The sequence below is a fragment of the Burkholderia seminalis DSM 23518 genome, from assembly GCF_902832885.1.
Taxonomy (GTDB): Bacteria; Pseudomonadota; Gammaproteobacteria; order Burkholderiales; family Burkholderiaceae; genus Burkholderia; species Burkholderia seminalis.
The window spans coordinates 145,736-162,117 of record NZ_CADFDK010000002.1 but is presented as its reverse complement, the minus strand read 5'-3'; the positions used below and the strand labels follow the sequence as shown (position 1 = coordinate 162,117).

The 16,382-nt window shown below is 66.9% G+C and carries 7 protein-coding genes; 3 read left to right on the top strand and 4 right to left on the bottom strand.

Annotated elements, in window-relative coordinates; all coding sequences use genetic code 11:
• Positions 1–70: 70 nt before the first annotated feature.
• Positions 71–9,031 (bottom strand): YadA-like family protein, encoded by an 8,961-nt coding sequence (locus HWX00_RS36620; RefSeq protein WP_208456736.1) that lies wholly within the window; start codon positions 9,029–9,031, stop codon positions 71–73.
• Positions 9,032–9,482: 451 nt separating this feature from the next.
• Between HWX00_RS36620 and HWX00_RS07130 the strand changes: the two genes are divergently transcribed.
• From HWX00_RS07130 to HWX00_RS07120, 3 genes are all read left to right on the top strand, one after another.
• Positions 9,483–12,464, top strand: a complete 2,982-nt coding sequence (locus HWX00_RS07130; RefSeq protein ID WP_175027268.1) for an ATP-binding protein — start codon at positions 9,483–9,485, stop codon at positions 12,462–12,464.
• A 332-nt stretch (positions 12,465–12,796) separates the two neighbouring features.
• Complete coding sequence (locus HWX00_RS07125) at positions 12,797–13,129, top strand: SymE family type I addiction module toxin (RefSeq protein ID WP_175027267.1); 333 nt, start codon at positions 12,797–12,799, stop codon at positions 13,127–13,129.
• Entirely contained in the window at positions 13,129–13,449 is a 321-nt protein-coding gene (locus HWX00_RS07120; RefSeq protein ID WP_034189630.1) for an XRE family transcriptional regulator, read from the top strand. Before HWX00_RS07125 ends, HWX00_RS07120 begins: the two co-directional genes overlap by 1 nt.
• A gap of 423 nt (positions 13,450–13,872) precedes the next feature.
• Here the strand turns inward: HWX00_RS07120 and HWX00_RS07115 are convergent, their stop codons facing one another.
• The 3 genes from HWX00_RS07115 to HWX00_RS07105 all read right to left on the bottom strand — a co-directional run bounded on the left by HWX00_RS07115 (position 13,873) and on the right by HWX00_RS07105 (position 16,369).
• The gene (locus tag HWX00_RS07115) at positions 13,873–14,715 is read right to left on the bottom strand and encodes a peptidylprolyl isomerase (RefSeq protein WP_124670673.1); all 843 of its coding nucleotides are present in this window, start codon (positions 14,713–14,715) and stop codon (positions 13,873–13,875) included.
• A gap of 533 nt (positions 14,716–15,248) precedes the next feature.
• Positions 15,249–15,983, bottom strand: a complete 735-nt coding sequence (locus tag HWX00_RS07110; protein ID WP_226193688.1) for a glycosyltransferase family 25 protein — start codon at positions 15,981–15,983, stop codon at positions 15,249–15,251.
• Between the two features lie 71 nt (positions 15,984–16,054).
• Entirely contained in the window at positions 16,055–16,369 is a 315-nt protein-coding gene (locus tag HWX00_RS07105) for a hypothetical protein (protein ID WP_034189633.1), read from the bottom strand.
• Positions 16,370–16,382: the final 13 nt, after the last annotated feature.

Sequence of the window (16,382 nt, the reverse complement as noted above, 5' to 3'; positions counted from 1 at the left end):
GCCTGGAAAAAGTTGAATGGAGTCAGTCGGATCGACGTCGCGGGCGGGGCGCGATGCCCCGCCCGGCGACTTACCACTGATACGAAGCGCCCACGCCGACGGTGTTGCCGCCGCTCGACATGCCCACGCCGGCCTTCATCTTCAGGTTCTGCGTGATGCGGGCCTCGCCGCCGAACGCCACCGCCTGATAGCCCTTGTAGGTCGCGCCGCCGATACCGAACGACACCGTCTTGCCCGGATCGACGCCCGGAATCATCGTCAGCGCGGTGGCAGCGGCGATGCCGGAGTACGCGTTGCGCGACAGGTCGTTGACCTGACCTTGCACGCCGCCGATCGCGCGATCCATCTGGCCCTTCGTCGCCGCGTCGGACGCGTTCACGCCATCGGCCAGGTTCGAGATCGTGCGCTTCTGATCGGCCGTACCGACGGACACGGTGTTGTCGCTCGACGCCACCGAACCGGCGCCCAGCGCGACGGAGTTCTTGCCCGATGCGTTCGCACCTTCGCCGATCGCCGTCGACTTCTCGCCGGACGCGTTCGCGCTGCTGCCGATCGCGGTCGCCCCTTCGGCGCTGCTCTTCGCGCCCGAACCGATCGCCGTACCGTTGCTGCTCGATACGTTCGCGTTCGAACCGACGACCGTGGCGTTGTTCGCGCCCGTCCCGATCGTCGAGCCCGAACCCGCGGCCGTGTTGCCCGTGCCGCTGCCTGCGTTCGCCTTCGTCGTACCGTCCGCACCCACGTCGGTACCGGCGAAGTAGTCGTTGCCGGTACCGCCATCGCCCGGATTGCCCGTGCCCGGGTTCCGCTCCAGTTCGCCGACACGGTCGTCGAGGCCGCCGATCTTGTCGTTCAGTTCGCTCAACTGCCCGAAGTTCACCGCGTCATACCGGCTCGAACCGTCCGCGACGTTGCCCAGGCGCACCGGTGCCGCGCCCGAGCCGCCGAGGGTCACCGAACCGTAGTTCGGCGTGCCGTCCTTGTTCAGGTCGTAACGCACCGCGAGCGAATCGGTCGCGCCGTACTGCGCGGCGGCCTGGACTGCTTCGGCCACGGTCTTGTACTTGCTGCCGTTGACCTCGATCGACGTATCCGCGAGCTTGCCGTCCGCATCGACCGTCGTCCCGCCGCCGATCACGTCCGCCACGCTCTGCGCGGTGCCGTGCAGCTGCGCACCGTTGATCGCATCGCGGCTCGTCGCGCTCACCGCTCCCGCGCCCACGCCGGTCAGCACCCGGTCGCCCGCCGTGCCCGCGAAGTTCACGGACGTGCCGTCCGTCTCCTTCGCGACCGTGATCTCGCGCGTGTCCGCGTCCTGCTGGACGAGGCCGATCGAGCCGTGAGCGAGGCTGCTCGAGATGTTCTCGATCGCGTCGCCGACGTTGTTGTACGTCTTGTCGTTGACGGTGTACGTCGGGCTCGTCACCTTGCCGTTCGCGTCGACGGTCGAACCGCCGCCCAGCGCATCCGCCACGCTCTTCGACGCGCCATACAGCTGCGAGCCGTTCACGGCGTCCATGCTGGTCGCGTTCACCGCGCCCGCCTTCACGTTCGACAGCGTCGTGCCGTTCGCGCCCTTCAGCGTGATCTGGTCGAAGTTCGCCGAACCGTTCGCCTGCTTGTCGTACGTCACGGCGAGCGACGTCAGGCCCGCCCCCGGGTTCGCCGAATCGACCGGCGCCACCAGGCCCGCGTCCTGCAACTGGCCCACGTTGATCGCATCGTGACGGTCCACGCCGTCCGCGACGTTCTTCAGCGCCACCGGAGCCGTCGCGCCCGCGCCGCCCAGCGTCACCGAACCGAGGTTCGGTGTGCCGTCCGCATTGCGGTCGTACGTCACCGCCGCGATCGACTGGCCCGTTGCCGGATCCACCAGACCCGAATCGGCCAGCTGCTTGTTGATCACGGTGATGTTTTCCGTGTTCGTCGTCGTACGGCCGTCGAGGTTCGACAATGCGTCGCCCACGTTGTTGTACGACTTCGACTTCGACGCATCCGCCGGATCGGCCAGCGAGTACGACGGGTTCGTCACCTTGCCGTCCGCGCCCACGGTCGAGCCGCCGCCCAGCGAATCGGCCACGCTTTGCGCCGTGCCGTGCAGCTGCGCACCGTTGATCGCGTCCGTGCTCGTGGCCGTCACCGCGCCCGCCTTCACGTTCGTGATCGTCGTGCCGGTCGCGCCCTTCAGCGTGATCGTGTCCTTCGCGGCACCGTCGTATGCGACGGCGAGCGACGTCAGGCCTGCCCCCGGGTTCGACGGGTCGACCGGCGCAACCAGGCCGGCATCCTGCAGCTGGCCGAGGTTGATCGCGTCGTGACGCTCCGTGCCGTCGGCAACGTTCTTCAGTGCGACCGGCGTCGTGGCGCCCGCGCCGCCGAGCGTCACGGTATCCTTCGCCGCGCCGTCGTACGTCACCGCCATCGACGTCAGGTTGCCCTTGCCGTCGTCGCCCACCACGCCCGCGTTCTTCAGCTGGCCGAGGTTCAGCGCATCGCCGTCGTCCGTCGCGTCCGCCACGTTCTTCAGCTGCGTCGGGCCGGCGCCGTGGCCCAGCGTCACCGAACCGTAGTTCGGCGTGCCGTCCGCGTTGCGGTCATACGTGACCGCCGCGTTCGCCTTGCCGTCGTCGCCGATCAGGCCCGAACCCTTCAGCTGCGAAACGTTCACCGCGTCCATGTCGGCCACACCGGCCTTCACGTTCGACAGCGTCGTGCCGGCCGCGCCCTTCAGCGTGACCGTGTCCTTCGCGACACCGTCGTACGCGACGGCGAGCGACGTCAGGCCCGCCCCCGGGTTCGCCGGATCGACCGGCGCCACCAGGCCCGCGTCCTGCAACTGGCCCACGTTGATCGCATCGTGACGATCCACGCCGTCCGCGACGTTCTTCAGCGCCACCGGAGCCGCCGCGCCCGCGCCGCCCAGCGTCACCGAACCGAGGTTCGGTGTGCCGTCCGCATTGCGGTCGTACGTCACCGCCGCGATCGACTGGCCCGTTGCCGGATCCACCAGCCCCGAATCGGCCAGCTGCTTGTTGATCACGGTGATGTTTTCCGTGTTCGTCGTCGTACGGCCGTCAAGGTTCGACAGTGCGTCGCCCACGTTGTTGTACGACTTCGACTTCGACGCATCCGCCGGGTCGGCCAGCGAGTACGACGGGTTCGTCACCTTGCCGTCCGCGCCCACGGTCGAGCCACCGCCCAGCGAATCGGCCACGCTCTGTGCCGTGCCATGCAGCTGCGAGCCGTTGATCGCGTCCGTGCTCGTGGCCGTCACCGCACCCGCCTTCACGTTCGTGATCGTCGTGCCGGTCGCGCCGCCTTGCAGCGTGACGCGATCCTTGGTGTCGTCGTCATAGCCGACGGCCAGCGGATTGCCCGAACCGCCCGAGTTGTCCGCGACGTACTGCTTCAACTGGTTGTAGTTGATCGCGTCATGGTCGTCCGTCGCATCCGCGACGTTCTTGATCTGCGTCGGGCCCGCGCCATTGCCCAGCGTCACCGAGCCGTAGTTCGGCGTGCCGTCCGCGAGACGGTCGTACGTCACCGCGGCGATCGACTTGCCATCGTCGCCGATCAGGCCCGAGCCCTTCAGCTGGCTCACGTTGACCGCGTCCAGGTCCGCCACGCCGGCCTTCACGTTCGACAGCGTCGTGCCGTTCGTGCCCTTCAGCGTCACGGTGTCCTTTGCATTGCCGTCGTACACCACGGCCAGCGATTCGCCCGTGACCGGATCGATCACGCCGCCCTTCGACAGCGAATCTTCCAGGTTGCCGACACGCGTGTTCGTCGCGAACAGCTGCGAACCGTTCACGGCGTCCTTGCTCGTCGCCGACAGTTCGCCATCCTTGACGTTGTGGATCGCCACCGGCGTGGTCGCGCCCGTGCCGCCCAGCGTCACGCTGTCCTTCGTCGTGCCGTCGTAAGTCACCGCCAGCGATGTCAGGTTGCCCTTGCCGTCGTCGCCCACCAGGCCCGCGTCCTTCAACTGGCCGAGGTTCAGCGCGTCGTGGTCGTCCTTCGCGTCCGCGACGTTCTTAAGCGCCACCGGAGCCGTCGCACCCGCGCCGCCCAGCGTGACCGAACCGAGGTTCGGCGTGCCGTCCGCGTTGCGATCGTACGTCACCGCCGCGATCGACTGGCCCGTTGCCGGATCCACCAGACCCGAATCGGCCAGCTGCTTGTTGATCACGGTGATGTTTTCCGTGTTCGTCGTCGTACGGCCGTCGAGGTTCGACAGCGCGTCGCCCACGTTGTCGTACGACTTCGACTTCGTCGCGTCCGCCGGATCGGCCAGCGAGTAGGCCGGGCTCGTCACCGTGCCGTCGGCACCCACCGCCGCACCGCCGCCAAGGGCATCGGTCACCCCCTTCAACTGGCTGACGTTGACCGCGTCGGTTGCCTGCGTGCCTGCCGCGACGTTGACGATCTGGCGTTCCGCCCCTGCACGGCCGACGGACACTGCGTTCGCACGATTCGAGAACGCGTTCGCGCCGAGCGCGACGCTGTTGGCCGCGCCCGCGGTCGCGTTCGCACCGAGCGCCATCGCGCCTTCGACGCTGCGCGCGACGTTCGCACCCGTGCCGATCGCGACCGCGTTGGTCGAGCCGGCCCGCACGTTCGCCGCGCTGCCGAGCGCGACCGAGCCGTCGCCGATTGCCTGCGCACCGTTGTTGCCGACCGCCAGCGCATAGTCGCCGTTCGCCTGCGCGTTCGCACCCAGCGCGACGGCTTGCGTGCCGTTCGTCTGGACGTTCGAACCCATCGCGACCGAGTAGTCCTGGCCGGCGCCGGTTTGTGCGAAGCTGCCGATTGCGACCGAGTTGTTCGAACCCGCGCCGCTCTGGAGGCCGACCGCCACCGCGTTGGCGCCGCTTGCCGCCGTCGACGAGCCGATCGCGGCCGCCGTCGCCGTAGCCGGATCTGCGCCGTTCAGCGAAGCGACGTTGTTGCCCTGCAGACCTTCGATCGCGACGAGCGGGTCGCTGACATCCTGCGGCTGCATCGAACGCGAACTCACTTCGTCGATCGCAGCCTTCGTCTTCTTGTCGATCTCCGACGAGAAGGTATCGATCGCTTGCTGCGTCTTCGAGGTCACCGACGTCGACAGGTTGTTCAGCGCCGCATAGAGCTGGCCGCCGTTGACCGCGTCGGTGCTCTGGAATGCGACGTCGCCGTCCGCCACGTTGACGATCTTGCGTTCCCGGCCCACATCGCCGACCGACACGACGTTGTTCTGGTTCGCAACCGAGTTGTAGCCGATCGCGACCGAGCCGTTGCCGGTCACGCGTGCACCGCTGCCGAGCGCCAGCGAGTTGGCGCTGGTCGCCCGAGCGTCGGAGCCGATGGCGACGGCGAGCGCGCCGCTTGCGACCGCCGGCGTGCCCGTGACCGGGTCGGCATTGACCTTGACGAAGCGCAGGTTGCCGCCGGACATCTCGTCGCGGAGGTCCGACAGGCCCGTGTTCAGTTGCTTGACGTTGACCGCGTCCAGGTCGTCGACGCCCGTCGCGACGTTCTTGATCTGCGTCGGGCCTGCGCCGTTGCCCAGCGTCACCGTGCCGTAGTTCGGCGTGCCGTCCGCGTTAAGGTCGTACGTCACCGCGGCGATCGACTTGCCGTCGTCACCGATCAGGCCCGAACCCTTCAGCTGGCTCACGTTGACCGCATCCATGTCCGCTACACCGGCCTTCACGTTCGACAGCGTCGTACCGGTCGTGCCGGCCAGCGTCACCTTGTCCTTCGCCGCGCCGTCGTACGTCACCGCCATCGACGTCAGGTTTCCCTTACCATCGTCGCCCACCAGGCCTGCATCCTTCAGCTGGCCGAGGTTCAGTGCGTCGTGATCGTCCGTTGCGTCCGCGACGTTCTTGATCTGCGTCGGGCCCGCGCCGTTGCCCAGCGTCACCGTGCCGTAATTCGGCGTACCGTCCGCGTTACGGTCGTACGTCACCGCGGCGATCGACTTGCCGTCGTCGCCGATCAGGCCCGAGCCCTTCAGCTGCGAAACGTTGACCGCGTCCATGTCGGCCGCACCGGCCTTCACGTTCGACAGCGTCGTGCCGCTCGCGCCGGCCAGCGTCACCTTGTCACGTGCAGTACCGTCGTACGTCACCGCCATCGACGTCAGGTTGCCCTTGCCGTCGTCGCCCACCAGGCCTGCGTCCTTCAGTTGGCCGAGGTTCAGTGCGTCGTGATCGTCCGTTGCGTCCGCGACGTTCTTGATCTGCGTCGGGCCTGCGCCGTTGCCCAGCGTCACCGCACCGTAGTTCGGCGTGCCGTCCGCATTACGGTCGTACGTCACCGCAGCGATCGACTTGCCGTCGTCCCCGATCAGGCCCGAGCCCTTCAGCTGCGAAACGTTGACCGCGTCCAGGTCCGCTACGCCGGCCTTCACATTCGACAGCGTCGTGCCGTTCGTGCCCTTCAGCGTGACGGTGTCCTTCGCGTTGCCGTCGTATACGACAGCCAGCGATTCACCCGTGACCGGATCGATCACGCCCCCGTCTTTCAGCGAGTCCTTCAGGTCGCTCAGGTTCTGGTTCGTTGCGAACAGCTGCGAACCGTTCACCGCGTCCTTGCTCGTCGCCGACAGTTCGCCATCCTTGACGTTGTGGATCGCCACCGGCGTGGTCGCGCCCGTGCCGCCCAGCGTCACGCTGTCCTTCGCCGTGCCGTCGTACGTCACGGCCAGCGACGTGAGGTTACCGCTGCCGTCGTCGCCCACCAAGCCCGCGTCCTTCAACTGGCCGAGGTTCAGTGCGTCATGATCCGCCTTCGCGTCTGCAACGTTCTTCAGCGCAACCGGCGTCGTGGCGCTCGCGCCGCCCAGCGTCACCGAACCCATGTTCGGCGTGCCATCCGCGTTGCGGTCGTATGTCACCGCGGCGATCGCCTTGCCGTCGTCGCCGATCAGGCCCGAACTCTTCAACTGGGAAACGTTGACCGCATCCATGTCGGCCGCGCCGGCCTTGACGTTCGACAGCGTCGTGCCGCCCGCGCCCTTCAGCGTGACCTTGTCCTTCGTCGCGCCGTCGTAGGTCACCGCGTTCGGATCGCTGCCGCCATTCGCGGCCAGTGCATCGAGCGCATCGCCGACGTTGTGGTAGTCGGTTCCGGCGACCTTGTAGGTCGGCTGCGTGACGTTGCCGCTGCCGTCGACCACCGCGCCGCCGCCGAGTGCCTTGGTCACGCCCGACAGCTGGCCAACATTGACCGCGTCGGTGGCTTGCGTGCCGGCCGCGACGTTCACGATCTGGCGCTGCTGCGTCGCCGAGCCGACCGAAATCGTGTTGTTGCGGGTCGCGCTCGAACCGGAGCCGAGCGCCATCGCACCGGTCACGTTCGCGGCGACCGCTGCTTGCGTGCCGAGCGCAACGGAATTGGTGGCCGATGCGCCAACGACCGCGCGATCGCCAATGGCAACGGCACCATTCGCGCCGGCATTCGCCTGATTGCCCAATGCAGTTGCGTGACTGCCGCTTGCCGATGCCATACGACCCAGCGCCGTTGCGCCTTCACCATTGGCCACCGTACCGGAACCGAGTGCCGTCGCGGACAGGCCCTGTGCGGAAGCCGTATTCCCGATAGCTGTCTCCGCGCCCATGGTGCCGGCCACGGCCGCATTGCCGATCGCGACGCCATTCGTGCTGCCCACGCTGGCCGCCGCGCCCGTCCCGCGAACGTTGACGTACGTGTTGTCGACCTTCTTCGACAGCGCCGTGTTCATCTGCCCGACGTTCACGGCATCCGTATTCTGCGTGCCGGCAGCCACGTTGACGATCTGTCGTTGCAGCGACGTCGACCCGACCGACACCGCATTGTTGCGATCGCCCACCGAGTTCGCGCCGAGCGCAACCGCATTCGTACCGCTGGCCAGTGCACCACGACCGAGTGCCGTCGAGGTCGCGCCCGTTGCACTTGCCCGCTCACCCAAGGCAACGCTCGACGCCGATGTCGCGTTCGCGAGCACACCGATCGCAACGGCGTTCGTGGTTGCATTCGCTGCATAACCGATTGCGGACCCATAGGTCCCGCTGGTGCTGGCACCGCGGCCCACCGCAATGGCATTCGCGCCGACGGCACTTGCCGTCATGCCGAGTGCCGTGGCACCGTCGGCGCCCGAATAGGCGCCATAGCCGACGGTAGTCGCATTGGTGGACAGAGCCGCCGCACCTCGGCCCATTGCCGTCGAATTGCCCCCCGTCGCGCGAGCGCCCACGCCGACCGCCACGGCCTCGCTGCCCGTCGCGTTCGCAAGGGTGCCGAGCGCAACGGCATTCTGCCCCGTTGCAACGGTATTCCCGCCGAGCGCCACGGCCGACGTGCCGCCGGCGTTCGCATTCGCCCCGATTGCAGTCGCGCTGCCGCCCGCGCGCGCCGCCGTCGCAGTCGCATACGTACCGGTATTGGTCACAACATACGGGTTCGCCGTCCCCGCGGCCGCAATCGCCGCGTTCAACTGGTTGACGTTAACGGCATCCGTCCCGGCCGTACCGGCAGCCAGGTTGTTGATGCGGTGATTCGTCATGTTGAAGTTGCTGTCGACGTCCACCGGGCCGCGAAGGTGCACGCCCGAGCCGCCCAGCAGGAAGAGATGGCCGTCGACGGTACCGCTGATGCCGGCCTCGGTCGCCGCGCTTGCCTGACCGACACCACCACCGTTGACGTTGCTGTTGTTGTACAACTGAAACGACCTGACGTGACCTTCGCTCAGTCTGAAATTGGAGATCGCCGTACCGCACGCCGCAGTCGTCCTGGTTCCGACCGTGTTGCCGCCGCCAAAGGTCGTCCCATAATAGCCGCTGCCCGCCGGCGCACACAGCGACAACGATCCACCGCCATTAGCGGCCTGCGCCATCGCGTCGTTCGCCATGGCGCCACCACCCACACCGGCCATCACGGCGACCGCCGCGGTGACCGACGAACGCATCGTCGTATTCGACTTCGATTTCGTGCGCATCCGCGCCGTTTCGGCTGCCGCCGTCCATGTACCCGTCGTCGCGTTCCAGACGGTGCGATAGGTCTTGTTCACGTTGTTTGCCTCAGTAGAAAAAAGGGAGAAGGACGCTCCTCGTCCACCATTGGCAATGTATTGATCGCCCGTCGTTTCGATAATCAGACGGCCGGACGTGACATGACTTATTTCGTAGGCCTAGTCCTAACATGACGTTGCTTGACAATCGGCCGTGCCAGACGCAACGCGACACGCCGTTCTCTTGAACGATTCCGTTTGACACGGTTGCGTCGCAGGACGTATATACGCAACGCGCGGCCGATTGCCCGAATAGGACTGGTCCTATCCTTCGCGCGCGAGTGTTTCGGACTGCCCTACATACAGCCTCGTCCACTATCCCGATAATTTTCCCGTTCCCCGAGCCGGCGGCGCATCGCGCTGCCTTCAATCGGCTCGTGGAGATCGTCCGCGTTCCGGCCTCGCCGCGGCGCGTCCCCGATTCGCGCATTGATTCACCAGTCTTCGCCTCATGCCCATTCGCCACCTCTTCGCGTCCCACACGGACGCCAGCGCGCCGTTCGCATCGATCGACGACGACACGCGCGACCTGAGCCTGCTGAACCGGTATCAGCGCTTCACGCTGTACGGCGGCGCGGTCGTGCTGTCGCTCGTGATCCTGATCGCGGCAGGCATCCTGCTCGTCGGCTCGGTGCGCGACTACATCGCCGAGCGGCGCGACCTGTTCGCGACGCACAAGGCGCTCGTGCAACTCGAAATGGACGCGAAACAGGCGTCGATGCGCCGCGCGGTGATCAATGCCGAGCTGCTGTGGAACGGCCATCCGCCGCATGCGCGCGAAGCCTCCGACGCGCTGCGCAGGGACGGGCACGTCCTGCTCGCCCCGATGCCCGGCGTGAGCGAGATCTTCGTGGCCGCGTCGCCCAAGGCGCTCGCCGAGCGCGAAACGGATCGCTACGTGCAGCTGATGGAGCGCCAGACGATCTCGGTCGCGGCCGCCGAACGCCAGACCGGGCGCGCGGTACGCGGTTACGCATACAGCCCCGACCGCAACGTGATCGCGATCACGCCGCCGCCGTCGATGCCGTATCCCGACCTGCTCGCACGCATCGGCGTGCCCGACACGCCTACGCTGATCGAACACCTCGCGTTCGACGCGGCCGACTGGTCCGATCCGGCCATCGCGCGCTACTGGCGCCTGTCGCGCCGGATCGCCTGGCAGGCGCCGGCGATCGATCCGCTGACCGGCAAGACGGTCTTCCGTCTCGTCGAACCCGCATTCGACGGCCAGCAGCATTTCATGACCTTCGTGAGCGACTTCGACGTCGACGTGATCGCCGAGCGGATGAAGCATGCACCCGGCGATGCCGTCGCGATGTTGATCGACGAAAACGGCCGCGTGCTGCTGGATGCCGATCGCACCGGCGACGCGGAGGACGGCGCGGCCCTGATGAAACAAGCGCTGGCCGAAGGCACCTGGCGGCGCGGCCTCGCGCATTTCGACGAAAGTTACCGTCACGGCATGTTCACGATCACCGACCGGATTTCGGACACCGGCTACGCGATCGTCTATGCGTACTCGTGGCGCACGATCGCCTTTGCGATCTGGTCGACGATGCTGCGCGAGTTCGGCACGACCGCGACCATCCTCATCGTGCTGTGGACGCTCGTGATCGCGTTCGACCTGCGGGTGTTCGCGCCGCTGTTCCGTCGTTCGCGCCGCGTGTTCGAAAGCGAGCGGATGAGCCGCACGATCGTCGCCACCGCGCCGTTCGGCATCGGCCTCGTGTCGCCCGATACGCAGCAGGTGCTGCTGCGCAACCGGATGCTCGAGCTGTACGACCGCGAGGCCGGCGATCCGCCGCTGCACGAGCGGCTGCTGGCTCGCTACCGCGAGCGCGCGGACGCGTCGCCGGTGCAGCTCGACGTCGAACTGCCCGTGACGCTCGACGACGGCCGCGCGCGCGACCTGCTCGTCAACTTCGTGCGCGTCCGCTACAAGGGCAAGGAAGCGCTGCTGTTCAGCTTCTCCGACATCACGACGCGCGCCGACGCCGAACGCGCACTCGACAGCGCGAACCGCGCGAAGTCGACGTTCCTCGCCACGATCAGCCACGAGATCCGCACGCCGCTGAACGCGATGCTCGGCAATCTCGAACTGCTCGACAAGGCGCCCGACCCGAGCCGCCAGAAGCCGCGCCTGCATGCGGTCACGTCCGCCGCGCGCATGTTGCTCGACATGCTGAACAACGTGCTCGACATGACGAAGATCGAAGCCGACCGGATGACGCTCGAAGCGACGGGGTTCGGGATCGACGAGCTGATGCGCGACGTGGCGGACCTGTTCGAGCCGGTGGCCGGCGCGAAGGGCGTCGCGCTGCGTATCGACGTCGATCCCGCGGCGACCCGCACGTATCTCGGCGATCCGATGCGGGTGCGGCAGATCGTCGTGAACCTGGTCAGCAACGCGATCAAGTTCACCGATCGCGGCACGGTCGCGCTGTCGGTATCGGCGCCGCCGGGCGATGCGACGCCCGTGACGATCCGCGTCAGCGATTCGGGCATCGGCATGACGGCCGACCAGCTTGCGCACGTGTTCGAGCCGTTCGCGCAGGCCGACGAATCGATCGCGCGTCGTTTCGGCGGAACGGGCATCGGCCTCGCGCTGAGCTACAAGCTCGCGGAGTCGATGGGCGGGCGCATCGACGCGAACAGCGTGCCGGGCGTGGGATCGACGTTCGTCGTCACGTTGCCGCTGCCGCTCGACAGTCAGCCCGGCGCCGCACATGCGCCGTCCGGCGAGGATGCGCCGAACGTGCGCGTGCTGTTCGTCGACGACAACCCGGTCAACCGTTCGCTCGTCCACGATCAGCTGGACGTCCTCGGCTATCAGGCCGATATCGCATCGAACGTCGCCGAGGCGCTCGATCTGGTGGACCGTCACGACTATCCGGTCGTGCTCACCGATCTCAACATGCCGGGCCTCGACGGATACGCGTTCGCACGCGTGCTGCGCGAGCGCGGGCGGGTGCAGCCGATCCTGGCGGTGACCGCGCATGCCGAACCGGACGAGTTGCGCCTGGCGTGGGAAGCGGGCATCGACGAGATCGTCACGAAGCCGACGTCGCTGAAATCGCTCGAACAGGCGATCGCGAGGTACACGGGCACGTGGCGTCGGCCGGTCTATCCGCCTGCACCGGCGCGTGCGTCCGGCCCGCTGCCGAAAGACCTGCATACGGTGCTCGCCGATGCAACGCGACGCTCGAGCGCGACCATCGCCCGGGCCCTGCAGGACGGCGACCTGAAGGTCGCGCGCTCGGAGATTCACAGCATGCGGGGCGCGTTCGCGATGATCGGCGAGCGGGAGATTTCGGGGCTCTGTGCGTCGATGGAAGCGCTGGCGCTGGCGGGCGATGCCGCCGCGTTCGCGCGGGAGTTCGAGCGCTATCGACGGAGCGCGAACGAGATTCTCATGCGGCGGGCGGCAGGCTGATCGAAATCGCCGACTGAAACGATTGCTGACACATCCGGAAGGAATCGATCATGCGGCCGGCCGGCTCGATTGCGCCGCACACGTTGTGCAGCAGGCATTCGAGGCATTGACCTGATGGCCATCGCGGATGATTTCGTACATGACTGCCCTCTGACACCGCGCGATCTCGGCTACAGTGGTTGCACGTTTTCGCCTGGACTCCGACATCATTTCGACATGCCAAGCATGTGACGGACTGATCGTTGGCATCCACTGCGTAAACGAGCGCGGCCCGCAGGTGATACAGCACCCACGGGCCGCTGACCACAACCAACTCAACGCAGGAGTTGACCATGGCTGGCGCGCATCATAACGCACCGATGTATTTCCGCGATTGTTTTGTCTCCCCTCAATCGTCTTTCCAATCTGGCCGCGTCGTCCCGCACATCAGGCTGACCTACATGGCGCCGCCTGTCGTGTATCTGTGGACGCAGCTGTCCGGCCGGTGGATCGAGGCTGCCGGCTTCGATCCCGGGCAGCGCCTGCGGATCGAGGTGTCGCACAAGCGGCTGGTGATCACGCCGATCGAAGACGCTGGCTGCACGTCGGATGAACCAGCGGGATGCCCCGATATCGATCGTGGAACCCGGCGGCAGCAACGTTCGGTGATGACGGAGGAAGCGTAATGAACTACGACGCATCGAAGCAGCACACCGACGACGTACCGGACGATTTCGACTACTACGATGTCGGCGAACTGGCAGCCAAGTCCGTACTCGTACTTAAGCTCAACGCATTGATGGCATCGCGCGGCCTGACCGAAGAAGAGGCCGCGGCGCTCGCGGAAATGGCCCGACCGGTCGTGACCCCCGAGCAGCGCGAGCGGCTCCGCAACGTGACGCTGGATCAACTGATGCTGACGCTCGCCTCGTTCGGCCAGCATGTGGAGATCGTCGTACGGCCTGCGCGGGAAGGCGGGCCGGCGGGGATCACGGTTTCGGTGTGACGGCCATCGGGCGGGCTTGAAGGAGTGTGTGGCGGCCGGAAGCGCCTCGGCGCTCGCATGAGGCAGCGTTAGGAGTAGTGCTATCGAATACATAGCATGACGACGGCCGGGCCCAGCGGCCGACGCCGAAGCGGCTCCGGCACCACACTCGTTCAATTTAACGTGAACGATCGTCACAACCAATCGGACCAGGCTGATTCTTCTCCTGTCGTGGCGGCATCCTCGGCCATGCCATCGGTGGCGCATCCGATCGACTCCAATCCGTCGCTTGAATCCGCCGCCTCCAGTCCACGCGCGCCACGCGCCATCGATCCCCCAAAGCAGACGCGGCGACCGTCCGGTCACGCATCGAAATGACATCGGCCCGCGCTCGAATCGAGCAACGGGCCGACGTATGTGACACATACCCGGAAAGCGGGCCGTTTACTGCTGAATCACCGCCTGCTGCGCCAGCTTGTCCACCAGCGCCGTCATCGCACGCTGCTGCGCCTGTGCTTCGAGCTGCTGACGCAAGACGTTTTTCGCCGCGTCGAAGGTCGGCACGGTCGTCGCACGCTTCTCGTCGAGTTTCACGATCGCGAACGCGTTGCCGATCCGGATCGGGCCCGCGACGGCGCCCGGTTGCAGCGACGTGATCGCCTGCGCGAGCGGCACGGGCAGGCCGCCCGTCTTCCCTTCGGCCACCGGCGTGCGCAACTCGACCCACTGCGCGACACCGCCATTCGGTGTCGTGTTGTATTTCTTCGCCACGGCGTCGAACGCGGCGCCCTGCTTCAGCTCCGCGACCAGCGCGTTCACGTCGGCCGGATCGGCCACGGCGATCACGTCCGCGCGATATTCGAACTGCGCGGCATTCGCGACGACGTCGTCGTAACGCGCCTTCACCTGCGCATCGGTCACCGCTTGCGGGTGCAGGTTGTCGCGCAGATAGAGATCCGTCGCCGCCACCGTGCGGGCGCGCATCACGACGCGGTTCACTTCCGGCCGGCTGCCGTAGTTGGCTTTTTCAGCCGCCTGCTCGACCAGATGCTGGGCGATCAGTTCACGCTTGGCCTGTGCACGCAGTTCCGGCGTGGCGGCCAGCCCGGTGGTTTCGATCATGCTGTCCACGTCGCTGCGCGCGATGGGCGTGTCGTTGACGACCGCTTCGACGCCCGACGGCAGCGGCGTTTCGGTTTTCGTGCCTGCGGCGCGCGCGACGGGCGCGCCGCAGGCGCATGCGAGTGCGATCAGCGTGGAAACAATGGATATGTGGTGCTTCTTCATGAGGGTTCCTTCATCGAGGGAGGGAGTTGCCGCACGCGATGGCGGTCGGGAGAAAGCGCGGCGGTTTCGCCGCGGGCAACCGAACGGATCGGTGCCGGACAGGCCGCGCGCGAACGATCGCGTCGCGGCCGGACCTGGAACGAGAACCGGTCGGCCCGGTCTCGCATGGGATGGCACAGCGGCCGCCGGCGACGCAACGGCGGCCGTCGGCGCGGAAGACAGAGATGAATGCCCTGCGCTCGCATGTGGCAGCGTTCTCCCAACCTGCGACCCAAATGGGGCAGACGCGACCGAGCCCACCGGTCGCCGCAGGGCATTCACGTCTCGCCATCCGGCTCGGCCCGCTTAGGCTGTATCGTTCGATTCGGGCGCACGCGGAGAAAAATGCGCCGCCCGGCGAACGGGCAGCGCGTCCAACGAAGCGGGGCTTCGGATACGAGGTGTCGGGCGCACACCATGCGACCGCCCGACGTTTGCATTGTCGAAGTTCGGACGATGTCCGCGCAATCAGCCGGGTCCTATTCCGCACGACATCACCGTTGAATCGTCGAGGTCTCGCGCGCATTCATCGTCACGGCGAGCGGCGGGAATGCGGCGACGCTGCGCATCGCGCCGTAGTACTTGTTCATCGCGACGTCGATCCCGTAGTTCGGCAGCGTGCGGCCGAGCCCGTGCGAGAACAGCGTCTCCGGCTGCAGCGGAAAACAATGATCGAGCAGGAAGCGCGCACCGGCCGGCGAGATCGTATACGCGCAGATCCCGTAGAACTCGAGCAGGTTCATCACGAGCACGGGGCCGCGATCGATACGGAAATCCTCGACGGCCTGCGCGAGCGACGCCTCGTCGAAACGCATCGTCACCGGCGTGCGGCTGTTGAAGATCGAGCCGCGCAGGATCGAATCGAAGTTGTAGCCCCACGCGACGAAGTCGTAACGGCCGGCATGCGCACGCAGGAACCGCATCGCGGTGTCGTCGAAGTCGGGCCGGAAGATCGCGTCGTCTTCGGCGACGGTCACGAGCGCGTCGCCTGCGGCGATCGCGGTCCACAGCCGGTGCGTGGTCATCGCAATGCCGATCGCGCCGCGCGTATAGGGCAAGCCCGGTGCGAACAGCCCGCTTTCCTCGATCGTCGCGTCCGACAGCGCGCGCCCGTCGACCGCGTCGACGAACGCAAAATCCAGATTCGGGTTGTTCGCGCGAAATGCGTCGCGACGGCCGCGCTCGTCCTCCAGCGAAATCACGCGCAGCGTGCGGGATACGGTCGGCATGCACGCGTCGGACACCGAGGCGGAATGCCGGGCGGTCGGGCCGGGCCGATCGGTAACGGGTGTCGACATCGTCACCACCCCGTCACGACCGACACGCCGAACACGATACCGAGCACGATGCCGACCGAGCGCCCTTGCAGAATAGGCTTCAACGCCGCGGGCTCGAAAAACGGATCGACCGCTTCGTGCCGGTTGCGCCACGCCGCGAGCAACGGCGGCGCCAGCAACGCCAGCGCCATCAGCAGCGCGGTTGCGCCCATCACGACTGCGCCGGTCGACGTCCAGCGCGTGCCGAACTCGACGACGACATGGACGAGCGCCACCGTCGCCGCACTGGCGATCATGCCCATCACCGTGCCTTTCACCAGATGATCCGCGTCGCTCATGGTTCGTTCTCCC